Origin of the sequence: Nocardia sp. NPDC056064 (genome assembly GCF_042266925.1) — a bacterium.
Taxonomy (GTDB): Bacteria; Actinomycetota; Actinomycetes; order Mycobacteriales; family Mycobacteriaceae; genus Nocardia.
Genome location: NZ_JBHJWO010000001.1, coordinates 2,720,565 through 2,746,218 on the forward strand (window position 1 = coordinate 2,720,565; position 25,654 = coordinate 2,746,218).

26 protein-coding genes are annotated in these 25,654 nt (G+C 70.1%); 12 read left to right on the top strand and 14 right to left on the bottom strand.

Annotated features, from left to right (window positions below; genetic code table 11):
• Nucleotides 1-81: 81 nt before the first annotated feature.
• On the bottom strand, nucleotides 82-2,682 hold the full coding sequence (locus ACFC06_RS12460; RefSeq protein WP_375929846.1) for a bifunctional FO biosynthesis protein CofGH: 2,601 nt from the start codon (nucleotides 2,680-2,682) through the stop codon (nucleotides 82-84).
• A 148-nt stretch (nucleotides 2,683-2,830) separates the two neighbouring features.
• Between ACFC06_RS12460 and ACFC06_RS12465 the strand changes: the two genes are divergently transcribed.
• The 3 genes from ACFC06_RS12465 (at nucleotide 2,831) to ACFC06_RS12475 (ending at nucleotide 5,501) form a co-directional block, all read left to right on the top strand.
• Nucleotides 2,831-3,331, top strand: coding sequence for a PH domain-containing protein (locus ACFC06_RS12465; RefSeq protein ID WP_375929847.1), 501 nt, complete (start codon nucleotides 2,831-2,833; stop codon nucleotides 3,329-3,331).
• A gap of 41 nt (nucleotides 3,332-3,372) precedes the next feature.
• Nucleotides 3,373-5,028: a PH domain-containing protein gene (locus ACFC06_RS12470; protein WP_375935433.1), complete on the top strand. Its 1,656-nt coding sequence runs from the start codon at nucleotides 3,373-3,375 to the stop codon at nucleotides 5,026-5,028.
• A gap of 125 nt (nucleotides 5,029-5,153) precedes the next feature.
• Nucleotides 5,154-5,501 carry a DUF1622 domain-containing protein gene (locus tag ACFC06_RS12475; RefSeq protein WP_375929848.1) on the top strand — a complete coding sequence of 116 codons (348 nt, stop codon included), beginning with the start codon at nucleotides 5,154-5,156 and terminating at the stop codon, nucleotides 5,499-5,501.
• Here the strand turns inward: ACFC06_RS12475 and ACFC06_RS12480 are convergent.
• The 4 genes from ACFC06_RS12480 to typA form a co-directional block, all read right to left on the bottom strand.
• Entirely contained in the window at nucleotides 5,498-5,914 is a 417-nt protein-coding gene (locus ACFC06_RS12480; protein WP_375929849.1) for a hypothetical protein, read from the bottom strand. The genes ACFC06_RS12475 and ACFC06_RS12480 overlap by 4 nt on opposite strands.
• 34 nt (nucleotides 5,915-5,948) lie before the next feature.
• Nucleotides 5,949-6,836 (bottom strand): N-acetyl-1-D-myo-inositol-2-amino-2-deoxy-alpha-D-glucopyranoside deacetylase, encoded by an 888-nt coding sequence (mshB, locus tag ACFC06_RS12485; protein ID WP_375929850.1) that lies wholly within the window; start codon nucleotides 6,834-6,836, stop codon nucleotides 5,949-5,951.
• Nucleotides 6,833-8,551: an ABC transporter family substrate-binding protein gene (locus ACFC06_RS12490; RefSeq protein WP_375935436.1), complete on the bottom strand. Its 1,719-nt coding sequence runs from the start codon at nucleotides 8,549-8,551 to the stop codon at nucleotides 6,833-6,835. The genes mshB and ACFC06_RS12490 overlap by 4 nt, the downstream gene beginning before the upstream one ends.
• Before the next feature lie 154 nt (nucleotides 8,552-8,705).
• Entirely contained in the window at nucleotides 8,706-10,610 is a 1,905-nt protein-coding gene (gene typA, locus ACFC06_RS12495; protein ID WP_375929851.1) for a translational GTPase TypA, read from the bottom strand.
• A gap of 125 nt (nucleotides 10,611-10,735) precedes the next feature.
• Here typA and ACFC06_RS12500 point away from each other — a divergent pair, with 125 nt between their 5' ends.
• Both ACFC06_RS12500 and ACFC06_RS12505 read left to right on the top strand, forming a co-directional pair.
• Nucleotides 10,736-10,912 (top strand): hypothetical protein, encoded by a 177-nt coding sequence (locus ACFC06_RS12500; protein WP_278263204.1) that lies wholly within the window; start codon nucleotides 10,736-10,738, stop codon nucleotides 10,910-10,912.
• Nucleotides 10,913-10,965: 53 nt separating this feature from the next.
• The gene (locus tag ACFC06_RS12505) at nucleotides 10,966-11,262 is read left to right on the top strand and encodes a 4a-hydroxytetrahydrobiopterin dehydratase (RefSeq protein ID WP_375929852.1); all 297 of its coding nucleotides are present in this window, start codon (nucleotides 10,966-10,968) and stop codon (nucleotides 11,260-11,262) included.
• A 1-nt stretch (nucleotide 11,263) separates the two neighbouring features.
• On the opposite strand, the gene ACFC06_RS12510 is transcribed toward ACFC06_RS12505, so the two are convergent.
• A complete protein-coding gene (locus ACFC06_RS12510; protein ID WP_375929853.1) occupies nucleotides 11,264-12,496 on the bottom strand; it encodes a mannosyltransferase in 1,233 nt (410 codons plus the stop codon).
• 267 nt (nucleotides 12,497-12,763) lie between these two features.
• Here ACFC06_RS12510 and ACFC06_RS12515 point away from each other — a divergent pair, with 267 nt between their 5' ends.
• Together ACFC06_RS12515 and ACFC06_RS12520 are read left to right on the top strand one after the other, a co-directional pair.
• Entirely contained in the window at nucleotides 12,764-13,537 is a 774-nt protein-coding gene (locus tag ACFC06_RS12515) for a hypothetical protein (protein WP_375929854.1), read from the top strand.
• 98 nt (nucleotides 13,538-13,635) lie between these two features.
• A complete protein-coding gene (locus ACFC06_RS12520) occupies nucleotides 13,636-13,992 on the top strand; it encodes a hypothetical protein (RefSeq protein WP_375929855.1) in 357 nt (118 codons plus the stop codon).
• Between the two features lie 4 nt (nucleotides 13,993-13,996).
• Here the strand turns inward: ACFC06_RS12520 and ACFC06_RS12525 are convergent, their stop codons facing one another.
• From ACFC06_RS12525 to ACFC06_RS12535, 3 genes are all read right to left on the bottom strand, one after another.
• Nucleotides 13,997-14,707, bottom strand: coding sequence for a DUF1906 domain-containing protein (locus ACFC06_RS12525; RefSeq protein WP_375929856.1), 711 nt, complete (start codon nucleotides 14,705-14,707; stop codon nucleotides 13,997-13,999).
• 163 nt (nucleotides 14,708-14,870) lie between these two features.
• Nucleotides 14,871-16,028 carry a hypothetical protein gene (locus ACFC06_RS12530; RefSeq protein ID WP_375929857.1) on the bottom strand — a complete coding sequence of 386 codons (1,158 nt, stop codon included), beginning with the start codon at nucleotides 16,026-16,028 and terminating at the stop codon, nucleotides 14,871-14,873.
• A gap of 149 nt (nucleotides 16,029-16,177) precedes the next feature.
• Entirely contained in the window at nucleotides 16,178-16,765 is a 588-nt protein-coding gene (locus tag ACFC06_RS12535) for a CHAP domain-containing protein (protein WP_375929858.1), read from the bottom strand.
• A gap of 422 nt (nucleotides 16,766-17,187) precedes the next feature.
• On the opposite strand from ACFC06_RS12535, the gene ACFC06_RS12540 reads away from it, so the two are divergent.
• Nucleotides 17,188-17,940 carry a helix-turn-helix domain-containing protein gene (locus tag ACFC06_RS12540; protein WP_375929859.1) on the top strand — a complete coding sequence of 251 codons (753 nt, stop codon included), beginning with the start codon at nucleotides 17,188-17,190 and terminating at the stop codon, nucleotides 17,938-17,940.
• Nucleotides 17,937-18,677 (top strand): helix-turn-helix domain-containing protein, encoded by a 741-nt coding sequence (locus ACFC06_RS12545; protein ID WP_375929860.1) that lies wholly within the window; start codon nucleotides 17,937-17,939, stop codon nucleotides 18,675-18,677. Before ACFC06_RS12540 ends, ACFC06_RS12545 begins: the two co-directional genes overlap by 4 nt.
• Here ACFC06_RS12545 and ACFC06_RS12550 read toward each other — a convergent pair.
• Entirely contained in the window at nucleotides 18,674-20,104 is a 1,431-nt protein-coding gene (locus tag ACFC06_RS12550; RefSeq protein WP_375935439.1) for an MFS transporter, read from the bottom strand. The genes ACFC06_RS12545 and ACFC06_RS12550 overlap by 4 nt on opposite strands.
• A 67-nt stretch (nucleotides 20,105-20,171) precedes the next feature.
• Between ACFC06_RS12550 and ACFC06_RS12555 the strand changes: the two genes are divergently transcribed.
• Nucleotides 20,172-20,657, top strand: a complete 486-nt coding sequence (locus ACFC06_RS12555; RefSeq protein ID WP_375929861.1) for a MarR family winged helix-turn-helix transcriptional regulator — start codon at nucleotides 20,172-20,174, stop codon at nucleotides 20,655-20,657.
• Between the two features lie 18 nt (nucleotides 20,658-20,675).
• A complete protein-coding gene (locus ACFC06_RS12560) occupies nucleotides 20,676-20,999 on the top strand; it encodes a hypothetical protein (protein WP_375929862.1) in 324 nt (107 codons plus the stop codon).
• Nucleotides 21,000-21,002: 3 nt separating this feature from the next.
• Here the strand turns inward: ACFC06_RS12560 and ACFC06_RS12565 are convergent, their stop codons facing one another.
• From ACFC06_RS12565 to ACFC06_RS12580, 4 genes are all read right to left on the bottom strand, one after another.
• Nucleotides 21,003-21,296, bottom strand: coding sequence for a hypothetical protein (locus tag ACFC06_RS12565; RefSeq protein ID WP_375929863.1), 294 nt, complete (start codon nucleotides 21,294-21,296; stop codon nucleotides 21,003-21,005).
• A 255-nt stretch (nucleotides 21,297-21,551) separates the two neighbouring features.
• A complete protein-coding gene (locus ACFC06_RS12570) occupies nucleotides 21,552-22,550 on the bottom strand; it encodes a DoxX family membrane protein (protein WP_375929864.1) in 999 nt (332 codons plus the stop codon).
• Nucleotides 22,551-22,675: 125 nt separating this feature from the next.
• Nucleotides 22,676-23,344: a hypothetical protein gene (locus tag ACFC06_RS12575; protein ID WP_375929865.1), complete on the bottom strand. Its 669-nt coding sequence runs from the start codon at nucleotides 23,342-23,344 to the stop codon at nucleotides 22,676-22,678.
• Between the two features lie 110 nt (nucleotides 23,345-23,454).
• On the bottom strand, nucleotides 23,455-24,408 hold the full coding sequence (locus ACFC06_RS12580; RefSeq protein ID WP_375929866.1) for an alpha/beta fold hydrolase: 954 nt from the start codon (nucleotides 24,406-24,408) through the stop codon (nucleotides 23,455-23,457).
• Nucleotides 24,409-24,545: 137 nt separating this feature from the next.
• Between ACFC06_RS12580 and ACFC06_RS12585 the strand changes: the two genes are divergently transcribed.
• Complete coding sequence (locus ACFC06_RS12585; RefSeq protein WP_375935442.1) at nucleotides 24,546-25,619, top strand: agmatine/peptidylarginine deiminase; 1,074 nt, start codon at nucleotides 24,546-24,548, stop codon at nucleotides 25,617-25,619.
• Nucleotides 25,620-25,654 lie beyond the last annotated feature (35 nt).

Below are 25,654 nucleotides of genomic sequence, written 5' to 3' on the forward strand. Positions count from 1 at the left end.
TGCGGGTTGCTCCGCCCCCGAAACCCTATCGCGTGACTCCACGTTACCCCCAGGTCAGCCTGCCCTAACTCGACGTTTTCCTCACCCGATCGACAGCGACAACGGCACCGGTTTCGCGGCCACCGATCCGTAGGTCGTGGTGCGTTCGCGCACCGGCCTGCCGATGCCGGCGGCGATCTCGGTGAGTTCGGCCACAGTCTTGGCCGAACCGTGCTGCGAGCCCGCCATCCGGGAGATGGTCTCCTCCATCAGCGTGCCGCCGAGATCGTTGGCGCCGCCGGAGAGCATGGCCTGCGTGCCGAGGGTGCCGAGCTTGACCCAGCTGGTCTGGATGTTGTGGATGCGCCCGTGCAGCATGATCCTGGCCAGCGCGTGCACGGCCCGGTTGTCGCGGTTGGTCGGGCCCGGCCGGGCCGCGCCCGCCAGGTAGAGCGGGGCGCTCTGGTGCACGAACGGCAGCGGGACGAACTCGGTGAAGCCGCCGGTCTCGTCCTGGATGCCGCGCAGTACGCGCAGGTGCCCGACCCAGTGCTTGGGGTTGTCGACGTGGCCGTACATCATCGTCGAGCTCGACGGGATGCCCAGCTGGTGCGCGGTGGTGATCACCTCGATCCAGGCCGAGGTGGGCAGCTTGCCCTTGGTGAGCACCCAGCGCACCTCGTCGTCGAGGATCTCGGCGGCCGTGCCCGGAATGCTGCCCAGCCCAGCCTCTTTCAGTGCGGCGAGCCAGTCGCGGATGCTCTGGCCGCCGCGCGAGGCACCGTTGACGATCTCCATCGGGCTGAAGGCGTGCACGTGCATCGACGGCACCTTGGCCTTGATGGCGCGCACCAGATCGGCGTATCCGGTGACCGGCAGTTCGGGGTCGATGCCGCCCTGCATGCAGACCTCGGTGGCGCCGTCGACGTGCGCTTCCCAGGCCCGGTCGGCGACCTCGTCGGTGCTCAGGGTGAACGCGTCGGCGTCGCCCTTGCGCTGGGCGAACGCGCAGAAACGACAGCCGGTGTAGCAGATGTTGGTGAAGTTGATATTGCGGTTCACCACGTAGGTGACCTCGTCACCGGAGACCTCGCGGCGCAGCTGATCGGCCAGTGCCGCAACGGCGTCCAGCGCCACACCGTCGGCGGTGGCCAGGGCCAGGTACTGATCGTCGGTGAGCCCGCCCGGGTCCTTCTCGGCGGCGTTGAGAGCGTCGAGGACCTCGGAATCGAGGCGCTCGGGCGCGGTGACGGCCAGTTCGCGGGCGTGTTCGCGGATGGTCTCCCAGTCACCGAACGCGCCGACGACCTCCTGGCCGAGGCCGGAGTCGCTGCGGCTGTCGGTCTTGCGGCCCTCGCTGTCGATGGCGGTGTTGAGGTCGACGCGGCCGACCGAATCCCAGGACTCGTCGGGCTCCTGCCAGGGCAGGCCCACCGGCATCGCGTCGGGGCGGGCCAGGCCGGTGGCCGGGTCGGTGAGCGCGTCGACGTGGGCGCCGATGCGCGGGTCGATCCACGGGTGCCCGGCGCGCACGTACTTCGGATGTGCCGAGGTGCGCTCGACCAGGGTGAATCCGGCGGCCTCGGTGATCTCGCGCAGCGTGTCCAGGTTCGGCCACGGCCGCTCGGGGTTGACGTGGTCGACCGTCACCGGCGACACCCCACCCCAGTCGTCGATACCCGCGTCGATGAGCGCGCGGCAATCGCTGTGCGACACCAGGTTCGGCGGTGCCTGCACCGGAACATCCGGTCCCAGCAGCAATCTCGTCACCGCGACGGCGGCGAGGAACTCGTCGACGCCGGCATCGGGGACATCGCGCATGGCGGTGTCGTCCTTGGCGCGGAAGTTCTGCACGATCACTTCCTGGATGTGCCCGAACTCGCGATGCTGCTTACGGATGGCCATGATCGACTCGGCGCGCTCGGTGAGACTCTCGCCGATGCCGACCAGGATGCCGGTGGTGTAGGGCACCGAGAGCCTGCCCGCGTCGGTGATCGCGCGCAGCCGCACGGCCGGGTCCTTGTCGGGGCTGCCGTAGTGGCAGGCGCCCTTCTCGGTGAACAGCCTGGTCGCGGTGGTCTCGAGCATCATGCCCATCGACTGCGCGACCGGCTTGAGGCGGGCGATCTCGGCCCAGCTCATCACCCCGGGGTTCAGGTGCGGCAGCAGGCCGGTCTCCTCCAACACCAGGATCGACACCGCGCGCAGGTAGTCCAGGGTGGAGTCGTAGCCGCGTTCGTCGAGCCACTGCGCGGCCTCGGGCCAGCGGTCCTCGGGGCGGTCACCCAGGGTGAACAGGGCTTCCTTGCAGCCCAGCGCGGCACCTTGGCGGGCGATCTCGAGCACCTCGTCGGGCTCGAGGAACATGCCCTTGCCCTCGGCGCGCAGCTTGCCCGGCACCGTGACGAAGGTGCAGTAGTGGCATTTGTCCCGGCACAGCTTGGTGAGCGGGATGAACACATTGCGCGAATAACTGATGGTGCGCGGCCGACCGGCCGATTCCAGTCCCGCGTCGCGGACCCGGGCGGCGCTGGCGCACAGATCGGCCAGGTCCTCGCCGGTGGCGTGCAGCAGGACGGTGGCCTCGTCCACGTTCAAGGTCACGCCGTCGCGAGCCCGGCGCAACGCCCTGCGCATGGCGGCGGGCGTCGGTGGCGGCAGCGGGAAGCTCGGCTTCGGAAGATCGCTCACCCCGTCGATCATGCGCTATTTCCTTCCAGAACGTGCGGTCTGCTGGTCACGGCCATGACCGGCGCGCGTCGTTCGGTCCCGTCGAACGACAACCCACCGGGGGCGCACCGGTATTCCCGAGCGGGTGAACTCGTCGGCCCCGCATGGAACCATGGGCAGCATGTCACTGCCGCGCTCCACCATTCTGGCCGAACCGGCCTGGCGTCCGAGTTCCAAGGCCAAGCTGCTGTGGGCGCTCGAGAACGCCCTCGGGATCGTGGTGCTGGCCGCCGTGCTGGTGGTGTGGACGGTGCTCGACAGCGCGCATCGGAACTGGCAGGGGCTCGCGGCGCTGGTGCTGGTGCTGCTGGCGGTGCTCGCGGTGGTGGTCGTGCCGCTGTGGCGCTACGCGGTGCATCGCTGGGAGGTCACCGACGAGGCCGTCTACACCCGGGTGGGGTGGGTGGATCAGGAATCGCGGGTCGCGCCGATCTCGCGGGTGCAGACCGTCGACACCGAGCGCGGGCCGCTCGAGCGCATCCTCGGGCTGGCCACCGTCACGGTGACCACGGCGTCCTCGGCGGGCGCGGTGAAGATCGGCGCGCTGGACCTGCCGGTCGCCGAGCAGACCGTCACCCGGCTGGCCGCCATCGCCGCCCAGCACCGCGGGGACGCCACGTGACCGCAGCGGCGCCGGTCGAGTGGCAGCGGCTCGATCCCCGGATGCTGCTGGTGTATCCGGTCACCGAGATCATCAAGTACATCCCCGTGCTGCTCGGCTCGGTGATCGTCGGCACGACCAGCGGCAATCCGCTGTGGAGTCTGGGCCCGGTGGCGCTGGTCGCCGCCTACGGCGTGGCCCGCTGGTTCACCACCTCCTATCGCATCGACCCCGATCACGTGCAGTTGCGCACCGGGATTCTGCAACGACGCACGCTGTCGGTACCGCGCCCGCGCATCCGCTCGGTGGACGTGGAAGCCGATCTGCTGCACCGGATGCTGGGCCTGGCGGTGCTCGCGATCGGCACCGGCAAGCAGACCGGCAAGGGCGAGGAATTCAAGCTCGACGCGCTCGACACCAGCCGGATTCCCGCGCTGCGCGCCGAACTGCTCGCCCACACCGGTGCCGCGAATGCCACGGATTCCCCTGTGGTGCCCCATGTCTCGCCGTACGACGCCGCGGCCGAGACGGGCAACGAGATCGGCCACTGGCAGGCCGCCTGGGTGCGGTACGCGCCGCTGTCGCTGACCGGGCTGGCCATCGTCGCGCCGATCGCGGGCCTGGGTGCCCAGTACGGGCTCATCGACGTGGTCTCGGATTCGGCGCCCGTGCAGCATCTGGGCGACGACAGCGTCTCGATCGTCACCGTCGTGGTGCTCGGCCTGACCCTCGCCACGCTGGCACTGGTGAGCCTGGCCGCCTGCGCGCAGTACCTGACCACCTGGTACGGCCTGCGGGTGCTCGACAACGGCAGCACCCTGCACCTGCGCCACGGCCTGATCACCACCCGCCAGATCACCCTGGACCTGGCCCGTTTCCGCGGCGCCACGCTCAGCGAGCCGCTGCTGCTGCGGGCCGCCCGCGCCGCGCAGCTGGAAATGATCATGACCGGCGAGAACCCACGGCAGAAGATCCTGCCGCAGGCGCCACGCATCGCGGTCGAACGTACCCTGGACGAACTGCTGCGCACGCGGCGCAGGCCGGGGACGCCGACGAGAGCCGAAGCGGGCGCCGGCTCGACCGAGTTACTGCCCGGGAACGCGCCGGCCGAACCAGGCCCCGCCACCGAGACCCCGCCTGCCCAGCCGAGCCACGCCATCGGGATCGCGACCGGCGGCGCCGATCGTCCGCACGCGGATGCCGGGCCGCGGCCTGTCGTCCAGGGCCCGGTCACCGGTGCCACGCTCGGCACGATCGAGCTGCACCGCCATGGCCCCACCGCCCGACGACGGCGCTACACCAGAGCCGCCTGGCCGGTGGGCATCCTGATCGCCGCCATGATCCTCGCCGTGCTGCTGGGCGGCGACCTGCCCGGCTGGACCTGGGCCCTGCCGGTGCTGCTGGCCCTGGTCATGGCGGCGCTGGCCGAGGATCGCTATCGCGGACTCGGTCATCGCGTCCTGCCCGGCACCACCGGCCCGACCTGGCTCATCACCCGGCGCGGCAGTCTCGATCGCAATCGCGACTGTCTGGAAGCGCCCGGCATCATCGGCTGGACCGTCCGCCAGACGTTCTGGCAGCGCCGGGCCGGGCTGGCCACCGTCGTCGCGGCGACAGCCGCCGGGAAGAAGGCCTATCTCGTCGTCGACATCCCGCTCGACCGTGCCTACTCCCTCATCGAGGAAGTCACACCGGGGCGGCTCGGCCACCGCGGATAGCCCGCTCCCCGTGCGGTCCCCTCAGATCCCGACCGGGTCGGCGCCGCGAGTGTCCGGCCTCGGGCCGTCGCGGTGCGGCGTAGGCTGCGAAGAGCTCGCCCGGTCGCTCACGCAAGGGGTGCTTCGTGGACTTCACCGAGATCATCGAGACCGCAGGCAAGGCCCTGGACGGGGCGGGCGTGGCCGCCATCGCGATCGGCGCGCTGGTCGCGACGGTGCAGTTCGCGCGCAGCTGGCGCGACGACTTCGAACCCGCCTACGAGACCTACCGGCGCGGGCTCGGGCGCGCGATCCTGCTCGGCCTGGAATTCCTGGTGGCCGCCGACATCATCCGGACCGTCGCCGTCGCACCGAGTTTCACCAGTGTGGGCGTGCTGGCCCTGATCGTGCTGGTGCGGACCTTCCTCAGCTACTCCATGCAGCTGGAGCTGACCGGGCACTGGCCGTGGAACCAGGCCAAGACGAGCACCTAGCCGGTGCGGAAGACGTTCGCGTTCGAACGGTAGTAGAGGTAGGCGATCGGCGGGATCACGCCGCAGGCCAGCAGCAACAGGGTGCGGCCGTCGCTGCCGAGCATGATGTCACCGCCGGGCCCGCGCGAGGCGCAGACCAGGAAACCGAAGACCCACACCACGATCGGGGCGAAGGTGAAGCCGAGCCGCCCGGTCACCGACTCCATGCCGTAGACCAGCGCGACATTGATCGGCGCGGCCAGCAGCGCCGAGATCGGCACCGGCACCGAGCCGATGTACAGCGGCAGGAACAGCACCTCGACGACCAGCGTGAGCAGCGCGTTGAACAGCAGCAGCACGACGACGAGTCCCGAGAGCACCGGATCCGGCAGCGCGGGCAGGCGCCGCGACACGGCGGCGGGCTGGTCGGTCATGCGGCCGAGTCTATGCGGCCGCGGACCGGTGACCTCACTCCAGTCCGGCGAACAGATCGTGTTCGAGCCCGTCGGCCGCGACCGGCCCGCGCGCGCCGCGCACCAGCTGGAAATGCTCCACCGGCAGCACCGGAAGGGCGATGTTGTTCGACAGCGCGAACTCCCGGCCGCTGGGCGCCACGCTCACCTGGGTGGCGTGCGCGCGCAGGGCGGCGCGCTTGGCCGCGAGCACATCGGAGACGTCGACCAGGGTGGTCGCGGTGTCGGTCGACACCGCCGCCAGCTCGGCCTCCACCGGCAGCCGCCAGCCCGCGGGCAGCGCGCCGGGCAGCTCGTCGACGGTGCGGCGGGCCAGCGCGGCGGTGTGCTGACGCAGCAGCTCGCCGTCGGTGACGGTCCAGTAGAACTTGGGCACGTCCCAGCCCTGGCCGGCGGCCGCGGCCACCGCGGCGGTGGTGATGCGGTGCGCGCGGATGTGGTCGGGATGGCCGTAGCCGCCGCGCGGGTCATAGGTGACCACCACGCGCGGGCGCAGCGCCAGGATCACCGCGACGAGCTCGTCGACCGCCGCGTCCCCGGAGTTCACGAAAGCCCGCGGATGCTCGGCCGAGGGCGTCCCCGCCATCCCCGAATCACGCCACCGGCCCGCGCCACCGAGGAACCACGGCTCACCGGCGTCCAGTGCCGCCAGCGCGGCGGTGAGTTCGCTGATCCGGTAGCCGCCGAGCTGATCGGCCTCGCCCGCGATCAGGCCCGCCCAGCGCGACCCGATCACCTCGCCTTCCTCACCGAGCGTGCAGGTCACCACGGTCACCGGCACCCCGAGGCGCCGGTAGTGCGCGATGGTGCCACCGGTGGTGAGCGACTCGTCGTCGGGGTGGGCGTGCACCAGCAGCAGTCCGCCGGTCTGCCGATCGGTCATGGGAGCCTCCGCCATTGCGCCGTGTCACCGAAGACACCGATCTGGATCGCGCCCGACAGCGAGACGCCGTCCACCCGCGGGCCCGCCGCCGCGACCACGTTGTCCTGCACGATCGGCAGCACCGTCCACAGGTCCCACAGGCGCGGCTCGGCCTCGGCCAGGATGCGGCCCACCTCGATCCCGCGCAGCGCCTCGTCGATCGAGGGTTGCAGACCCGGATCGCAGACCCCGCCGATATTGCTGGGCGCCTTGCGGTACGCCTCGGCCGCGGCCAGGGCCTTGCCGTCGGCGTCGGGGATCTCCGGCGGCGGGCAGCCGTAGCGCGAGGCCAGCACGGTGGCCGGATCGTCACCGGCCAGTTCCCAGCCGACCACGGCGTCGATCGAGGACTCGGTCAGTGCCTTGCCGTAGAGCTCGTCGGCGGCCACGCCGCGCACGGTGGCGTCGATACCGGCGCTGCGCAGCTGGTCGGCGGCGGTATTGGCCACGGCGAGAGCGGTCGGGTCCTCGTTGACCGCGCCGATCCGGATCGACAGGCCCTTGCCGTTGCGGGCCACCGACCGCGGCTGCGGGGCGGGCGAGGTGGGCGAACCGGTCTGCGGGGTCTCCGGGGCGCGCCCGAAACCGGCCTCGGCCAGCAGCGCGAAGGCGTCCTCGGTGCTGAGCCGCGGCGGCGCGGTGGCGACATAGCCGGGGCTCGACGGCGGCAGCACCTGGGCGCGGGCGGGTTCCACCCAGCCGCCGGTCTGCGCGCCGACGGTGGCCAGCAGCGCCGGATCCAGCAGGGCGAGAACGGCTTTGCGCACCCGCACGTCGGTGAGGTCACCGGAGCGGCCGTTGAGCGAGAGTTGCAGCTCGCGCGCCTGCGGCATGATCGTGGTACGCACCGAGGGGATCGCGGCCAGTTGCGCCTGGGTGGCGACGCCGCCGTGGACCAGCGCCATCTGGGCGTCCCCGGTGCGCAGCGATTCGGCCAGCTGCGAGGGAGTTCCGCCACGGCGCAACAGGATCTGATCCGGGGCGGCCGGGGTGCCCCAGAAGCGGTCGTTGCGTTCGAGCAGGATCTCGTCGCGGCCCCGGTCCACCGACTTGATCGTGAAGTTACCGCCCGACACCGGAATCCGGTCGACCAGGCCGCTGGTGAACCCGCCCGGCGAATCCTTCACCAGGTGCGAGGGCAGCAGATTGGCGAACAGCTCCCGCCACGCCGGATACGGCTGCGACAGCGTCACGGTGACCGTCTTGCCGCCCCCGGAGGACGCCACATCGGTGATCAGCCGGTAGCCGGCCGGATCGACCACGCCGGGCTGGGTGACCATCTGCTGCCACAGGAACCGGAAGTCCTCGGCGGCGATGGGCGCGCCGTCGGACCAATTGGCCTGGTTGCGCAGGGTGTAGGTGAGGGTGAACGGCTCCTGGGACGTCACGTCGGCCGACTCGATCAGCGAGGAGTCGGGCAGCCAGTTCACCTCGTTGTGCGCGGCCGGGTTCGGCGCGGGCCGGAACGGGCTCGGCAGCACCATCGAGCTGACCGCGCTGGTCGCCGGCGACTGATCCGAGCGCAGATGCGGGTTGAAGCCGATGCCGATGTCGTCGATCGCGACCACGACGGTGTTCTTGCCCGGCTTGGCCTGGGTGGTCTTGGGGGAATCGGTGCTCTCGATCGGCGGTGGTGGATTCGCCGTGCAACCGGCGAGGACCGCCGACGCGGCCATCGCCACCAACGCTGTGCGCCACTTCGCGCGCCCTACCCCCGAACTCACGTCCGGCACTCTACCTGCCCCATCTGTCCGGGGGCGCGCACGCGCACCCCACCGAAACGAACGAGGGGACGGTACCGAAGCACCGTCCCCTCGACTCGGGTACTACCTAGGACCCGGCGGCCGCGCGGTCGCGCGCCTTGCGGCGGGACAGATCGCGGGCACGCTCGTTGGCGCCGAGCACGACCTTACGCACGCGCACCACCTCGGGGGTGACCTCCACGCACTCGTCACCGGCGCAGAACTCCATCGCCAGCTCGAGGTCGAGGGCCAGCGGCTTGGCCAGGGTCTCCATCACGTCGGCGGTCGCGCTGCGCATGTTGGTCAGCTTCTTCTCGCGGGTGACGTTGATGTCGAGATCCTCGGCGCGCGGGTTGATGCCGACGACCATGCCCTCGTAGGTGTCGGCACCCGGCTCGACGAAGAACTGACCGCGGTCGGCCAGCTGGATCATCGCGAACGGGGTGACCGTTCCGGCCCGGTCCGACACCAGCGAACCGGTGTGGCGGGCGCGGATCTCACCGGCCCACGGCGCGTAGCCGTGGGACACGGCGTTGGCGATGCCGGTGCCGCGGGTCTCGGTGAGGAACACGGTGCGGAAGCCGATCAGGCCGCGCGAGGGGACGATGAACTCCATGCGCACCCAGCCGGCGGCGTGGTTGCTCATCTGCACCATCTTGCCCTTGCGGGCGGCCAGCAGCTGGGTGATCGCGCCCAGGTACTCGTCGGGGCAGTCGATGGTCAGCTCTTCGAACGGCTCGTGCACCTTGCCGTCGACCTGCTTGGTGACCACCTGCGGCTTGCCGACGGTGAGCTCGAAGCCCTCGCGGCGCATCTGCTCGACCAGGATGGCCAGCGCCAGCTCACCGCGGCCCTGCACCTCCCAGGCGTCGGGACGGCCGATGTCGAGCACGCGCAGCGACACGTTGCCGATGAGTTCCTGGTCCAGGCGCGACTTCACCATGCGGGCGGTGAGCTTGTGCCCCTGCACCCGGCCGACCAGCGGCGAGGTGTTGGTGCCGATGACCACCGAGATGGCGGGCTCGTCGACGGAGATGCGGGGCAGTGCCACCGGGTTGTCGATGTCGGCGAGGGTGTCGCCGATCATGATGTCGGGGATACCGGCGATGGCGACGATGTCACCGGCCACGGCGACCTCGCCCGGCTGACGCTCCACACCGATGGTCTGCAGCAGTTCGGTGATCTTGACCTGCTTGGCGCCGTCGGCGTTGATCCAGGTGACGTTCTGGCCCTTGCGCAGCTCGCCGTTGTGCACCCGCACCAGCGCCAGGCGGCCGAGGAAGGCCGAGGCGTCGAGGTTGGTGACGTGGGCCTGCAGCGGCGCGTCCGCGTTGCCCTTGGGCGCCGGGATGTTGTTGAGCAGCACGTCGAACAGGGCGTCGAGGTTCTCGGCGTCGGGCGCCTGACCGTTCTCCGGACGCTCCTTGGACGCCTTGCCCTCGCGGCCCGAGGCGTAGAGGACCGGCAGGTCCAGCGCCAGCTCGGCGGCTTCGGCAGCCTCGTCGTCGAGGTCGGAGGCCAGGTCGAGCAGCAGATCGTGCGACTCCTCGACGACCTCGGCGATGCGGGCGTCGGGGCGGTCGGTCTTGTTGACCACCAGGATCACCGGCAGCTTGGCCGAGAGCGCCTTGCGCAGCACGAACCGGGTCTGCGGCAGCGGGCCCTCGGACGCGTCGACGAGCAGCACGACACCGTCGACCATGGACAGGCCGCGCTCGACCTCGCCACCGAAGTCGGCGTGGCCGGGGGTGTCGATCACATTGATGACGGTGACGGAGCCGTCGGGGTGGTGCCGGTGCACCGCGGTGTTCTTGGCGAGAATGGTGATGCCCTTCTCGCGCTCGAGGTCACCGGAGTCCATGACTCGGTCGACCAGCTCGGCTCGCTCTGCGAACGCGCCCGACTGACGAAGCATGGCGTCGACCAGCGTCGTCTTGCCGTGGTCGACGTGGGCCACGATGGCGACGTTGCGAAAATCGCGTGTAGACGACACGCCTCAATCCTCCTGCATGTTGGTGTATTGGCGCGCATTCAACTGGCATCGCGGCCTGTTACACCCTACCGGTACCCCGGTGGCCCACACGTGTCAGGCTTTGTACTTAGGCTACGCTAACCCGCATGGGCAAGGTGAAGGCCAAGAAGGTGTCGAGCCTGAAACCGAAGAAGAAGTGCTGCAGAAAGAAGACGCGCTGCTTCAAATGTCCCGTCGTCATCATGCGGATGAAGAAGGCCGAAGCGGCCGGAATATGCGGTAAAGATCTCAAAAAAGCGCTGAAGAAAGCGCGCGCCGCCTGACGCTGTGACGACGGGCGATGCGCCGTGCCCGAAACCGGCGTAGAACTGCAGGCATGGGTACTCCGCAACCGGCACTGCTCAGCGATCCCGAGATCACCATCGCCCTGGCGACCCTGCCCGGGTGGTCACACGAGGGCACCACACTCACCCGCACGGTGCAGGCGCAGAGTTTCCTGGCAGGCATCGAACTGGTGCGCCGGATCGCGGCGGCGGCCGAGACGGCCGATCATCACCCCGATATCGATATCCGCTGGCGCACACTGCATTTCACGCTGAGCACGCATTCGGCGGGCGGGATCACCGCCAAGGACGTCGCGCTGGCGCACAGCATCGACGAGATCGTCGGCTGACCTACCGGTTCGCCGCCACCTCGACCGGCGCGCGGCCGAGCGAGCGCACCTGCGCGCGCAGGGTGTCGCGACCGCGCCAGATCAGCCAGCCCAGCAGCACGAACACCCCGATCGCGTCGACCGCGCCCAGCCAGGCCAGCGGCCACGGCCGCGGGATGGTCCAGATGGTCGGCTGCGCGAACGAGAGCACCCACGGCACGCCGACCAGCATCGTCAGCACCCAGAACCCGGCGATGATCCGCGCCATCCGTTCCTCGCGCAGCGGCCCGTAGAGCAGCCACAGGGAGGTGGGGATCAGCCACACCCAGTGGTGCGACCAGGAGATCGGCGAGATCATCAGGCCGAACAGCTGCACCAGCACCAGGGTGCCGAGCCGGTCGTCGGGGCCGAGGGTGCGCCAGGCCAGCAGCGCCAGTACCGCGGTGACCAGCACCGCCGCGATCCACCACGGCCCGGACTGCACGTCGTGGCCGAGGATCCGGCTGATCGTGCCGCGCAGCGACTGGTTCCACACCGAGCCCACCGGCCCGATCCGGTCGGCGTCGCCGAGCAGGGTGCCGAAGTAGCGGCGCGCCTCGTGCGCGTTGATCAGGAAGCTCACCGCCACGGTCAGCCCGAAGGCCGCCGCCGACCACAGCACCGTCGCCCAGCGGCGCCGCGCCACGAAGTAGAGGCCGGTGATCGCCGGGGTCAGCTTGATGCCCGCGATCACGCCGACCAGCGTTCCCGAGATCCACCAGCGCGCACTGCGCACCGCCAGCATCGCGCCGAACACCAGGAACACATTGACCTGGCCGTAGTCGATGGTGGTGCGCACCGGCTCGAGCCAGACGCCCAGCGCCGTCCAGCCCACCGCCAGGGTGATCCAGCGGGTCTGCCGGGCGCGCTCGGCGCCGACCAGCAGTTCCAGGCTGATCCGGATCACGCCGTAGAGCGCGGCCACCGTCGCCAGCATCCAGCCGACCGCCACCAGCGTGAACGGCAGGTAGTGCAGCGGGAAGAAGACCAGCGCGGCGAAGGGCGGATAGGTGAACGGCAGCGGGAAGTCCGGCGTCACTTCCGAATAGGTGAAATCGTAGAGCCGGTCGGTGAGCAGCGAGGCCGACCCGTCCACGTAGACGTGCAGGTCGACGACGTTGAGGCCGTTCGGCGCGAACAGCATCCAGCCCAGGCGGGCCAGCACGGACAGTCCGAGCAGCACGAGCGCCCATCGGAGATGTCTGTTCGATGCCATGGTGAGACAACCTTAACCGGGCTCCCACGCGCGCCTGCGCGCACGGGTTGACCAGCCACCCATCGACACCATCGGTAACAGTTGCATCAACATCCCCATCTGTAACACGGACCGGGGTTAGCGTCGATGAACACGGTTTCGGGTCCGGACGCGACATCGGGCCGGGCGGCTGTACAACACAGCGGCGTTGTCCCTAGAGTGACCCCGACACAGACGGGTTCGACACCTCGTCACCATCGCAACACCGAGGTAAGGACGGCTAGACCAGTGCTTCGTAGCCGAGGATCGCGGATCGCAACGACCGCTCTCGCCATCGCGGCCAGCGCCATGCTCGCCGCGCCGGCCATCGCCGCTCCCGCGCCCGCCCCGCAGGCGGCGCCGATCAGCGTTCCGATGGTGCCCGAGGGCGTCCCGGTCGACGCGCTCGCCGCCTTCGCCCCCGCCGTCGCCGGCCTCATCGCAGGCCCCGCCGACGTCGCCAACCCGCAGACCGCGCTGCTCGATCAGGCGCGCGCGCTGCTGGCCACGCTGAACCTCCCGCCCGCCATCAAGTCCACCCTCGAGCGGATCATCACCTTCCTCGACGGCAGCGGTGGCGGCGGCCCCGAGATCCCCGAGGACGGGCCGGTCATCGCCCAGTTCCTCTACCCCACCATCGGCAAGGGCTGCATCGGTGACGGCGCCGATTCGGTCGGCACCGCGCTCGCGGTCGCCGGTCCGGCCCAGCTGCCCCCGCCCGGCCCCGCCGCCGGTCAGGCCGGTTTCGTGTTCACCGCGCTCGGCACCAAGGCGCCGACCGCCGAGCAGAACCCGCCGATGACGGTGCAGTGGCTCAACCTCGACACCCGCCAGTCGGCGATCCAGACGCTGACCGACGAGGCCAAGATCAACCCCGGTGGCCCGGCCACCCTCTCGGCCATCGCGAACACCGGCCACGGCCGCGTCGTCGCGGTCGTCTCCGGCTCGCTGACCACCGCCGCCGAGGGCGCCGCCCCGCGCACCTGCTCGTTCATGCCGACCCTGGGCTTCTTCACCGTCTAGGAAAGCACCGCCGAACCCGGTCCGTTCCCCCGAACGGACCGGGTTCGGTCGTTTCCGGGGTGTTCCGCCGCGCCCAGGGCATGTGGTAGACCGGGACGATGGCGACCAACCAGAGTGTCGGAGACCTCCGCTCGATCCGGAGCAGGAAATCGCGCCGGTCCATTCTGTCGTGGCGATCCGAGGGCTCGATCCTGTCGATCGGGTCGGCCTATTCGGTGCTCTCGATCGGCAGCGTCGGGTCGGTGCTCTCGATCGGGTCGGTGGGCTCGTTCGGGTCGGCGATCTCGTCGGGGTCGTTCGTGAGTCTCGGGTCGGCGCTGTCGGGACTGTCCCGGTGGTCGCTGCTGTCCTGGCTCGGCGACCATGCCGCACCCGACAACCGGGCGGCGCTGCGGGTGGTGCCCGACGACGAACCGGAACTGCGGCTCGCGCCGACCTGTCACTGCCAGACCTAGCGGTTCACCACTGGCCGTAGTCCGAGGCCAGGACCCGGTTCAGGTCGACCCCGACGCCGTCGATGCTGCGCTTGTCGATCTCGAACTGGTGCAGGTGCGCCTCGGGGTGCACGTAGCCGCGCGGGGTGCCCCAATTGTGCTGCCAGAACCAGGAAGCCAGGCCCGCGTCGAGCGCGCGGTCGATGGTGGGGCTGTTGGCGTAGATGCCGACCAGCTCGTGGCCGAGGACCGATTCCCAGCCCTCGATATAGGGCGCGATCATCTCCACGAACTCGTCCTCGTCGGGGTTGTCGTCGATCGAGGCGTAGATCGGTGCCGAATCGGGTCCGCCCGCGGCACCGTGCAATTGCCAGCCGCGCTCGGCGCAGCGCTTACCGGCCTCGCGGCCACCGCGCCAGTCGGCGGTCGGGCCCTTGCCGAACTGATAGTTCGACACGATCGACAGGCCCTCCGACCAGAGGTCCTCCACCTCCGCGGCCCGCAGCGGCTTGCCCTCCATCCACTCCGCGCCGGGCCTGCGATCGGAGACGTAGCGGATCACGCCGATGTGCCCGGCCGCGCGGATGGCCGCCGCCGAGGGCACGCCCGCGGCGTAATCGACCATGGTGCCGTAGGACTGGGCGGCGGCGGGAGCCGCGGACAGGCCCATCCCGACGGTGGCCGCGGCGGCGGCGAATCCGAAGAACTCCCGCCGGCTCACAGGGACAGAACGCATCGCAGGACTCCTTCGCGCAACCCGACCGTCAACCGGCGGCGTGCCCGGTGCGCCTTCCCCGAAACCTGCGCGCCGGGAGCCTCGAATGTCGACTCATTGCACCACAACCACAGGGGAACCGCCAGAACCAACGGTCACATTCGCCCCACGAGTCACACGGGCGTCAGGTGGCGCCGTCGATCGCCGCGCCCACGTCGATGGTCCGGCCGCGCGAATCGGCCAGCTCGGTGCTCACCACCGCCACGACCTGGGAGATGATCTGCTTCTTGATCCCGGCCAGCCGCGCCAGCGTGGCCGCGCGCAATCCCTTGGCCCGGAACTCCATCGAGATGTCCTCGACCGCGGGCGGCGGCACATCGATGACGATCTGCAGCGGCTCGGCGGCCCTGGCCGTGAGGACCAGCGGAATCCGCAGGTCGGCGCGGTAGTGGTTGGCCTTGAGCACGTCGACGGTGATGTCGAGGCCCACCGGCAGCACCATGTCGAAGACCCGCAGGTCACCGGGCGCGCCGGTGCCGCGGTCGAGCACGCGCGGTTCCTCGATCGCGCCGCGCACCGTCACCGTGGCCGCGCCGCGCGGGCCCTCCGAGAGCGGGCCCACCTCGATCGGGCTGCCCGCCATCTGGCCGACCACCCCGTGCACGCGGTCGCGGGTGACGATGGTGGTGAAGAAGCGCAGGCCGAACTCGCGGTAGTCGATCCATTCGAAGACGGTGTCGTTGCGGTGCGGCGAGCGGTAGCCGTCGAGGATGGCCTCGATGTCGAAGACCCGCTCCGAGCGGACCTTCGGATCACCGACGATGGCGTTCACCCGGCCCGCCACTTCGCGCTGCACCAGGCCCGCGATCGGGTCGAGCAGCATCTCCCAGGCGCTGTCGACGGCCTCGGCGCGCAGGGTGAAGCTCACGTCGCGCGCGGTCACCGGGGCCACGTCGATCACCACCAGCAGCGGCGCTGCGGTGCGGGCGTGCAGCGTCAGGCCGATCTCGACGACGGCGGCCAGGCCCAGTTTGCGCCCGCCGAGCACCAGGTTGACGGCCAGCGTCAGCGGGATCTTCACCCCGAAGCTGAGCGCGTCACCGGGCGTGCGGGTGACCACCGGGGTGCCCAGGGTGCCCTCGGCGACGAACCCGGCCAGCCCGGCCGGACCCAGCGAGAACGGGCCGATCTGCACCCCGCGCCCGGTCATGCCCGCGACGGCGGCGGCGATGCGGTCCTCGGTCACCGCGTAGGTGACGAAGCGCTCGCCGAAATCGGCGTAGTCGATCCACGTCGGGTCACGACGGGCCTCATCGGTCACCTGCGCATGCACATCGGACACCGTAACAACTCCTCCGTCCTGCCGATGAGGGGGAAGCAGGACGGAGGAGCCATCGGCGGCGCTGCCGGGCGCCGCGATCTCCATGGTACGGGCACCCGCGTGGTACCGCCGTCCAGGTTCATGGCAGTTGTCTTGAGCGACAAGAGATTTCAGAAACGCCCATACCCGACCAGATCGTCCGTTTCGGCGAGGGTGATGGTGCGGACCCGGATTCCGCCCAGTTCGTTGCCACCGATGGTGGTGATCGTCTCGCCGTCGGACTCCAGCACGATGTTGGTGTGCTGACCCAAGGGGCTGTCCGGACCGTAGAGCACCACGTCACCGGCGCGCGGCCGGTAGCCGACATCGCCGCGGGTGAACCGGCCGACCTGCTGGTAGTACTCCTGCAGCGTGTAGACACCCGGGATACGCCAGGACCCGGAGTTCGGATTGGCCAGCGGCCTGCCCGCCTCGCGCATGGTCCAGCTGACGAAGTCGGCGCACCACGCCTCCTCGACACCCTCGGCGTACTTGCGGCCGTCACCGGGCTGCTCGTATTCGCGCCGCAACACCTCGACCAGGGCGATCTGCTGTTCGTCGAGGTGTTCGGTGTCCAGCGTGGGGAACGGCTCGCCCCAGTCGTGCTGCCACCACACCAGTCCGCCGACGATCACCGCCGTGGCCGCCAGGAATCCCGAGATGCCGAGCATCCACCGGCCGACGCGACTGGTGGGTTCTTCGGTCTGTACTTGCGTCATCGCCCCCCGCTTTCGTTGTGCCTGTGCACTCTTAGACGAACCGGAGGCGCGACAGGTTCCCCGAGTCGGGAAACCGGTCGGTGTGCTCCGGAGCGGGCCGGGCGGGAGCACGACCACCGGGTGGACCCCTGCGCCACCCGGGCGTCGGCTCGGCAAACCGCGCTCTCGGCGCGCAGCAAGCGTGCGTGCCATCCCCTCCGGCGACATCCGCGCACGGGGGCGCGGACGTGGTTTCGAACACGTACCGCTCCGGAACACACTGACCGGACCAGCACGGACAGCGGCGCGTGGCGCCCGATCGTGCTGGACTGGTAGCCGTGCGGTTTCCCGCCCGGCTGTGAGAATTTTTGCGAACGCTTTACTGTCGGTCAAGCTAGACGACTGTCCCAATTTGTCCCATCGACGTAGCGGAGGAACGTGGCGTGGAAGACCCGCACGCACCGGTGGCGCGATTCCTGCGCGAACGCCGGGAGTCGGCGGGCCTGACCAGAGCCGCGCTCGGCGCCCGCGCCGGCATCTCCCCCGCGCTCGTCCAGAAGATCGAGCAGGGCACGCGTACCCCCACCCTCGAGGCGCTGACCTCGCTGTTCGAGGCCCTCGACGTGCCCGACCTGTTCCGCGAGCACCTGGTGTCGCTGTCGCTGTCACCGCGCTACGACACCCCGGCGCCGGTCGTCTCGCCGGAGGTCCCCGCCGCCGATCTCACCCTGCTCGCCAACCTGGCCCAGCCCGCGTGCCTGCTGGTCTATCCCACCTCCGACGTCGTGGCGACCAACCCCGGCTGGGACCGCCAGTTCCCCGGCATGGTCGCGGGCACGACGCTGCTGGAGTGGATGCTGCTCGACCCGGTGGCCCCCACGGTGGTGCTGGACTGGGAGCGCCAGATCCACCTGTTCGTCTACAGCTTCCGGGTGACCGCGCCCGGGGTGGTGCCGCAGGCGCGCATCGCCGCCATCGTCGACGCGTGTTCGCGCGCGGCGGTGTGGGAACGGCTGTGGACCACGGTCCCCGACACCCCCGGCAACGCCGACGCCCCCGAATTGCTGCTGCGGCACGCCGAGACCGGCGAGCCGACGAGAACGGCCCTGCACAATCTGGAGTTCACCTTGCCGCGCCGCCCGTGGTCGCTGGTCACCGTGGCGCCGTACGCCTCGCGCAGAGGGAGTGACACGTGAAAGACGACCCGCACGCCTCGATCGCGCGCTATCTGCGCGACCGCCGCGAGTCGGCGGGACTCACCCGCACCGCGCTCAGCGCCGCCGCGGGCATCTCCCCTGCCCTCATCCAGAAGATCGAACAGGGCACCCGCACCCCGACCGTGGAGACGCTCAACGCCCTGTTCGACGTGCTAGAGGTGCCCGACCTGTTCCGCGATCACCTGGTGTCGCTGTCCTACGCCGACCGCTACGACAGCTCGGTGCCCGACACCGGCACCGTGCCCGCCGCCGACCTGGACCTGCTCGAGTCACTCCCCTATCCGGCCAGCCTGCAGGTGTATTCGTCCTTCGACATCGTGGCGGCCAACGCGGCCTGGGAGCGGTATTTCCCCGGCCTGCACGCCGGCACCACCCTGCTCGAGTGGATGATGCTCGACCCCCGCTCCCGGGTGGCCATGCTGGACTGGCACAAGCAGGTGCACCTGTGCGTCTACGGGTTCCGGGTGATGAGCCCGGGGGTGGTGCCCCAGCGCCGCATCGACGAGCTGGTGGCGACCTGTTCCCAGGCCGAGGAGTGGACCGAGTTCTGGACCACCGAACCGGACGCGCCCACCCACCTGGACCGCCCGGTCCAGCGCATCCGGCATCCGGAGACGGGCGCCTCGGTCACCATGACCATGCACGTGCTCGACTACACCATTCCGCGCCGGGAATGGTCGCTGGTGGTGTTCTCCCCGGTGCCGGACTCGGACTAGTCGGTCTTGCGCATCGGGATGCAGGCGGTGAGCGCGATCGCGGCCACCGCACCGGCCATCGCGATGAAGAAGGCGGTGTGGAAACCCTCGCGCGAGGGCAGCACGTGCGGGCCGAGCTGCATGGTCATGTGCGCGAGCACCACGCCCATCACCGCGGCCGAGGTGGACGTGCCGATCGAGCGCATCAGCGAGTTCAGGCCGTTGGCGGCGGCGGTCTCGGTGATCGGCACCGCGCCCATGATCAGCGCGGGCATGGCCGCGTAGGCCAGGCCCACACCACCGGCGACGATCACCGAGGCCAGCATGATCTGCCAGACGCTGTCCATCATCAGCACCGCGCACAGGTACCCGATCCCGATCACGGCCGAGCCCAGCGCCAGGGTGAGCTTGGGCCCCTTCTTGGCCGAGAGCCGCGCCGAGACCGGCGAGAGCAGCATCATGACCAGGCCGGTCGGCGCCATCGCCAGACCGGCGACCACCATCGACAGCCCGAAGCCGTAGCCGGTCGCCTCGGGGGCCATGAGCAGCTGCGGGAAGGTCAGCGACATGCCGTAGAGCGCGAAGCCGACGGCGATCGAGGCCATATTGGTGAACAGCACGCGCGGGCGCGCCGAGACCCGCAGGTCGACCAGCGGCGCGGACTGGCGCAGTTCGTAGAAACCCCAGAGCAGGAAGCTCACCAGCGACGCGGCGAACAGGCCGAGGATCGAGGCGCTCGCCCAGCCCCAGTCGGCGCCCTTGGTGATGCCGACCAGCAGCGTCAGCAGCGCGATCGACAGGCCGAGCGCCCCACCGAAATCGAACTTCGCCGGGGTGCGCACCGGCGATTCGGGCACGAACACGAACACCAGCACCGCGCAGACGATGCCGAGGCCCGCTGCGGTCCAGAAGAGCATGTGCCAGTCGGCGTTCTGCGCGATCACCGCGGCGAAGGGCAGGCCGATGGCGCCACCGACGCCGAGCGTCGCGCTCATCACCGCCATCGCGCCGCCGACCTTGGCCGGGGGCAGTTCGTCGCGCATGATGCTGATGCCCAGCGGGATCGCGCCCACCGCGGCGCCCTGCAGCGAGCGGCCGACGATCTCGGGCAGCAGCGAGGAGAAGCTCGCGCAGACCACCGAGCCGACGATCATGAACCCGAGATTGATCACCAGCACCAGGCGCTTGCCGAACATGTCGCCGAGCTTGCCGGAGATGGGCGTGGAGACCGCGCCTGCCAGCAGCGTCGCGGTGATCACCCAGGAGGCGTTGGAGGCCGAGGTGCCCAGCAGCGTCGGCAGCGAGGGGATGATCGGGATGACCAGCGTCTGCATCAGCGACACGACGACGCCGACCGTGCTGAGCACCGCGATGAGTACCGCCGGGGTGATCCGGCCGGTTTCGGGGGTGGCCGGCGAGACGTCGGCGGTAGTTACGGACACGAATATGCACCGTACACAGCATGTGCATACTACACAATTTGGATTCGGGTGACTCACGCGACATAGTTGGCACATGTCCGATTCCGGCCCCGCCGACGACACCCCGTTCGCCCGCCTGGTTTTCGAGCTGAACCTGATCTCCCGGCACTTCCCGACCACCTCGCGGCGCCGCCCCGGCTTCCAGCTCGACCGCTCGGCATTCCTCATCCTCACCCGCCTGGACCTGGGCGAACCGCTCAGTCTCAAGGAACTGTCGGAGGCTTTCCAGCTCGATATCTCCACCATCAACCGGCAGGTGGGCGCGATGCTGAAGCAGCAACTGGTGGAACGGGTGCCCGATCCGGACGGCGGGCTGGCCCGCAAGATCCGCGCCACCGCCGAGGGCAGGGCGGCGCTGGCCGCCGACCGCAAACATCGCGCCGACGGGATCGGCGTCGTCGTGGCCGACTGGGACGCCGCCGACATCGGCGAGCTGAGCAGGCTGATGCGCAAGTTCAATCGCTCGGTCGAACAGATCGAGCGCAACCCGTGGCCGAGACCGCCGCACACCGACAGCTAGCGCGCTAAGCTGCCGCGCGTGGTCACTCACCGGTCTGCCCGTCCGAGCTGGCTCGCCTGGGACAACTACTTCGTCGGCGTCGGCGGACTGGTCCTCGGCCTGTGTTTCGGCACCTGCGCGGCCCTGATCGCCGGGCCCGGCCGCAACCTCGCGGCGATCGCCCTGGTGGTTCTGGCCGGGTTGTGTGTCCTGCCCGCGCTGGTGCGCGCGGTGATCGAGCTGAGCGTCTGGCTGCGCCTGGCCGTGTTGGTGCTCGGCTTCGCGATCCTGCTGCCCGCGATCCTGGTCAGCCCCGACGTGCGCGACTGGGCCGCCGACCGCTGGCAGCAGGCCTGGAAGTGACCGCTAGAGATTCGGCCCCACGGCGAGCAGCAGTTGCAGCGCCTTCTGCAGGAACTGGGCCGACTGCCAGGTGAAATAGGAATCGGCCGCGGCCGCGGAGGCCTGCGCCGAACCGGTCGCGAGCTGCGCCGAACCGGTCGCCAGATTCGCCGAGCCGGTGGCCGACCCGGTCGCCGAGCCCGTCCCCGGCACGGCCGAAGCGGGCGCCGCCGCCCCGAGCAGCCCGATGGTCAGCGCGGCACCCACCAGGGCGACCCGCACGGCATACGGCTTGGACGTTTCACGACCGGACAACATCAACCTCGAACCCACTCTCGGAAATCACTGCGAGTATGCAGTATTCACGCCACAACTCGGCACCGAGCCCGATTCGCCCGGATTGCGTTCCGGGCGCCGGACTCCGCGCGAATTCTTCACCCAGACCCTGTCCCATCATGACCCGTGCGGGCAAGGGCCGATAGACACCGGATCTCGGGGCAGGTCTTCACCGTCGTCCGGACGCGGGAACGCCGGGGTGCGCGAGTGCGCGACCCCGGCGTTTCCGGCGCGGTATCAGCGGAAGAAGCGGCGGGTCTTCCCGGCCGGCTCGGCCTGGCGGGTGGCCGCCTCCGCGCGCTCGCGCAGGACGTCGACCAGTGCCGTGCCGCGCTGCCGCGCGGCCTCGGCCAGCTCGGGCCCGCGGTCCTTGGCGATCTCGGCGAGGTGGGCGCCGCGTTCCTTCGCGGCCTCGGCCAGCTGCGGCGCGCGCTCACGGGCGAGCTCGCCCCAGTGCGCGCTGCGCTCCTTGGCCGCCTCGGCCAGTTGCGGGCCCCGGTCACGGGCGAGCTCGCCGAGCTGCTGTCCGCGTTCCTTGGCGGCGTCGGCCAGCTGCGGCCCCCGATCGCGGGCGAGCTCGCTGAGCTGTTGTCCGCGTTCCTTGGCCACCTCGGCGACCTGCGGTCCGCGCTCCTTGGCGAACTCGCCGAGCTGCGATCCGCGCTCCTGCGCGATGGCGGCCAGGTGCTCACCCTGCCCCTGCGCGGCGTCGGCCAGCTGCGCCCCGCGCAGTTTGGCGGCACCGAGGAGCGCGGCGCCCTCCGCCTTCGAATCGTGGCGTTCCAGCGCCTTGCGCGCCCGCCAGCCCAGCGACGGCTTGCCCGCGGTGTCGGAGGCGGTGATCAGCAGACCGCCGAGCAGGCCGAGATCCTTCAGGAACCCGATGCGTTTGACCGCGCGGCGATCCGGATCGGGTTCGGCCCAGAAGTCCTGTTCGGTGACCGTCCCCGGCACCACCGTCGCCGCCAGCACCAGCGCGGCGGGCCGCGGCGCGCGACCGCTGGCCAGCAACAACCCGCCCGCGATCTGCATCATCGAGTTGATCCGCACCCACTGCCCCGGGTCGTCGGGCACCTTCGCGGCGAGCGCGTCGGGCAACCCCGTGCGCCCCTTGTCGGCCAGCGCGGACGCGGCCTCCGCCCGAGGTTTCGGATTCATCAACCCGTTCACACCCCCGGCGACGAACGTGGTCGCCAGCAGAGTACGGGCCAGACGGCGGACAGGCTTGATCGGCATCGTGGGAATCCCTTCGTCAACGACTGGGGAGAACGCAGCTCCTCATCCTGCGTCTACCCGGGTCCTCCGAACCGAAACGACGCGCCGCCCGATGCATGCCCTATCGAGTGGCCACCGTCGCCGCGTCAGCTGAGCGGGGCGTTGTGTTTCACCCAGGACACGAGCTGATCGTTGAAGTCGGTGCCGTAGGTGTAGAGCAGGAAGACGGAGCGTTCGGAATCGTTCGGGAATGCCGTGAACATGTACGGGCGGCCGTTCTCCACATAGACCGAATAGTTCGTGTACGACACGCCGTCTTTCGAGCCGTCGGTCTTGCTGGGACGAGGAAGCGACGAGAGTGGGCGCGCGGCGTCGGCGGCCGTGGGGAACTGCAGGATCGTGAACGACGGCCTGCCACCGGTGTTGACGCAACCCCACGCGTACACCCACGAGTCGAAACTCTGCGGAATCGAGGGACCACCCTGCATCGTCGGCGGCGGGGTGAGCGCGGAGCCCGAGGTGCAGTCGGTGTCCTGGAAGCCGGTCCCCGAATTCTTCTTGCGCGGAACGAGTTCCGGAAACGCCCGCTGGACGGGATCCAGATCCCGGGACTGGTTCACCGACCGGAACACGACGAAGCCGATCCCGGTGACCAGCACCACGGCGAGGACCGCGGCCAGCACGATCCAGAGCGTGTTGTCGGAGCGCGGCGGCGGTGCCGGTGCCCACTGTCCCGGACCCGGTGCGGCGTAGTACGGCTGCTGCGGGTATCCCCCGCCGTACTGCGGTGGACCCTGCTGCGGCGGATAACTCACGACATGTCCCCCTCGATCCGACGAACCACCGGTCATACCCCCATTTCGTCGATCCGACAGGTGTGGATCGTACTGCGCCCGGGCGACGGGAACAGCCGCCGCCTGGTCCGTCAGGCAGCCGCGGCCAGGACCGAGTTCAGCGCGCGGTGGCCGCTCGCCCGGTCGGCCAGGCGGGTGATCGCCTCGGCGACCCGGACGGGCTGCTCGAGGATCACCGAGTGCCCCGCACCCTCGATCAGCACGAAATCCGCGTAGTCCACGGCGGCGGCCATGGCGACCGAGTGCGACGGGGGCGTCATCAGGTCGGCCGTGCCGCTCAGGATCAGGGTCGGGATCGGGGAGAGCGCGGGCAGCACATCGGTGCGATCGTAGGTCATGAAGGCGCTCAGGAAGCTCGCCATGGTGACGATCGGTGTCTCGTTGTGCATCGCGTAGGCCAGCGCCAGCACCCGCGGGCTGACCTTCCGGTCACCGAACTCCGCGGCCCGCACCACCGGCGCGAACACCGTGCACGCCACCCGCTTCACCCGCTGCATCAGCCGCGGCGCCCGCCGCACCGCCGCCTGGAACCCGGCGACGATCGGATGCCGCAGCAGCCGCCCGAAGCCGGCGTCGGCGAGCCCACTGGCCGCGGTCGCGATGAGCCCGACGCCGACGATCCGCGTGCCGATCTCGTCCCGATGCTGATCGGCGTAGGTCAGCACCGTCATCCCACCCATCGAATGCCCGACCAGCACGACCGGCCCGCTCGGCGCGACCGCTTCGAGCACATCGCGCAGATCCCGGCCCAGCTGCTCGAGGTTGTAGGACCGCCCCGCCGAGGTCCCCGAGTCGCCGTGCCCGCGATGGTCGTAGCAGACGATCCGCGCCTCGGGATTGCCCCGCAGCAGCGCGTCGCGCACATCGGTCCACGATTCGCTGCGCAGGCAGTGCCCGTGGATCAGCACGATGGTGACCTCCGCCGACCGCCGCCCGTACTCCCGCACCACCAGCTCGACCCCGTCGCTCGTCGAGACCGCGACACGCCGCTGCGCCGAGGGGGCGATAGTGCTGATGCTCGACATCGTGGCCTCCGGTTCCAGGTGAATTCGACAGGTTCAACTCTCCACCGGATCGGCCCCCACCAGCAGATCCCCGAGTGCTGACACCGAAGCACCGAGGGTGCATGGAATCCCCACCTAGGTGAATCGACTTGACCACGATGGCCGTGCTCGGCAGCGTGCTGTGGACCGGTTGCGACGACAGCTCCCGCGACGAGCCCGACGACGGCCGCGCCTGGCTCATGCCCGACGAAGCACACCCCCACCAGCGCACCTGGATGGCATTCGCGGCCGACGAACGCATCTGGGGCGCGCACCTGGTCCCGGAAGTGCAGCGCAACCTGGCCACCATCGCCACCACCATCGCCCGCTACGAACCGGTCGCCATGCTGGTCCGGCCCGCCGATCAGGCCCTGGCCCAGAGCCTGATCGGCACCGCGAACGTCGAGCTGATCCCCACCGATCTCGACGACCTGTGGATGCGCGACACCGGTCCGGTCTTCGTGCGCAGCGCCAACACCAGGGCCGGTGTCGACTTCAACTTCAACGGCTGGGGCGACAAGCAGCAGCACCGCGCCGACGCGAAGGTCGCGCAGTTCGTCACCGCCCGCGCGGGCGTCGAGACCCGGCACACCGATCTGGTGCTCGAAGGCGGCGCGCTCGAGGTCGACGGCGAGGGCACCGCGATCATCACCGAGAGCTGCGTGCTCAACAGCAATCGCAATCCCGGCTGGAGCAAACGCGATGTCGAGGAGGAACTCGACTACCTGCTCGGCATCGAGAAGGTGATCTGGCTGCCCGGTATCGCCGGGCACGACATCACCGACGGGCACACCGATTTCTATGCCCGCTTCACCGGCCCCGGCGTGGTCGTCGCCGGACTGGACAACGACCCCGACTCGTTCGACCACGACGTCACCCGACGCCACCTCGACATCCTGCGCGCGGCCACCGACGCCCGCGGCCGTCCGTTGCGGGTGGAGGTGCTGGCCGGGCCGTCGACCGTGCGCGAGACGTTCGAGAACGACGATTTCGCCGCGGGCTACATCAACTTCTACGTGTGCAACGGCGCCGTCATCGCTCCCGAATTCGGCGATCCCGCCGCCGACGGCGCCACCGCCGCCACCTTGACCCGGCTGTTCCCCGGACGCGACGTGGTGCAGATCAATATCGACGGCATCGCCGCAGGTGGCGGCGGTATCCACTGCACCACCCAGCAGGAACCCGCCGCCTGAGCCGCGCCCGGACGAACACCGGGACCTACTGTGAG

Excerpts from the sequence above, each read along its gene's own strand:
- ACFC06_RS12525 (WP_375929856.1), bottom strand. The coding sequence starts at position 14,707 with ATGCGTTCTGTCCCTGTGAGCCGGCGGGAGTTCTTCGGATTCGCCGCC.
- mshB (WP_375929850.1), bottom strand. The coding sequence starts at position 6,836 with ATGACCGATCGGCAGACCGGCGGACTGCTGCTGGTGCACGCCCACCCC.
- ACFC06_RS12555 (WP_375929861.1), top strand. The coding sequence starts at position 20,172 with ATGTCCGATTCCGGCCCCGCCGACGACACCCCGTTCGCCCGCCTGGTT.
- ACFC06_RS12490 (WP_375935436.1), bottom strand. The coding sequence starts at position 8,551 with ATGGCCGCGTCGGCGGTCCTCGCCGGTTGCACGGCGAATCCACCACCG.
- ACFC06_RS12535 (WP_375929858.1), bottom strand. The coding sequence starts at position 16,765 with ATGACGCAAGTACAGACCGAAGAACCCACCAGTCGCGTCGGCCGGTGG.
- ACFC06_RS12585 (WP_375935442.1), top strand. The coding sequence starts at position 24,546 with ATGGCCGTGCTCGGCAGCGTGCTGTGGACCGGTTGCGACGACAGCTCC.
- ACFC06_RS12565 (WP_375929863.1), bottom strand. The coding sequence starts at position 21,296 with ATGTTGTCCGGTCGTGAAACGTCCAAGCCGTATGCCGTGCGGGTCGCC.
- ACFC06_RS12520 (WP_375929855.1), top strand. The coding sequence starts at position 13,636 with ATGGCGACCAACCAGAGTGTCGGAGACCTCCGCTCGATCCGGAGCAGG.
- ACFC06_RS12460 (WP_375929846.1), bottom strand. The coding sequence starts at position 2,682 with ATGATCGACGGGGTGAGCGATCTTCCGAAGCCGAGCTTCCCGCTGCCG.
- ACFC06_RS12470 (WP_375935433.1), top strand. The coding sequence starts at position 3,373 with ATGCTGCTGGTGTATCCGGTCACCGAGATCATCAAGTACATCCCCGTG.
- ACFC06_RS12465 (WP_375929847.1), top strand. The coding sequence starts at position 2,831 with ATGTCACTGCCGCGCTCCACCATTCTGGCCGAACCGGCCTGGCGTCCG.
- ACFC06_RS12580 (WP_375929866.1), bottom strand. The coding sequence starts at position 24,408 with ATGTCGAGCATCAGCACTATCGCCCCCTCGGCGCAGCGGCGTGTCGCG.
- ACFC06_RS12500 (WP_278263204.1), top strand. The coding sequence starts at position 10,736 with ATGGGCAAGGTGAAGGCCAAGAAGGTGTCGAGCCTGAAACCGAAGAAG.
- ACFC06_RS12505 (WP_375929852.1), top strand. The coding sequence starts at position 10,966 with ATGGGTACTCCGCAACCGGCACTGCTCAGCGATCCCGAGATCACCATC.
- ACFC06_RS12480 (WP_375929849.1), bottom strand. The coding sequence starts at position 5,914 with ATGACCGACCAGCCCGCCGCCGTGTCGCGGCGCCTGCCCGCGCTGCCG.
- ACFC06_RS12510 (WP_375929853.1), bottom strand. The coding sequence starts at position 12,496 with ATGGCATCGAACAGACATCTCCGATGGGCGCTCGTGCTGCTCGGACTG.
- ACFC06_RS12570 (WP_375929864.1), bottom strand. The coding sequence starts at position 22,550 with ATGCCGATCAAGCCTGTCCGCCGTCTGGCCCGTACTCTGCTGGCGACC.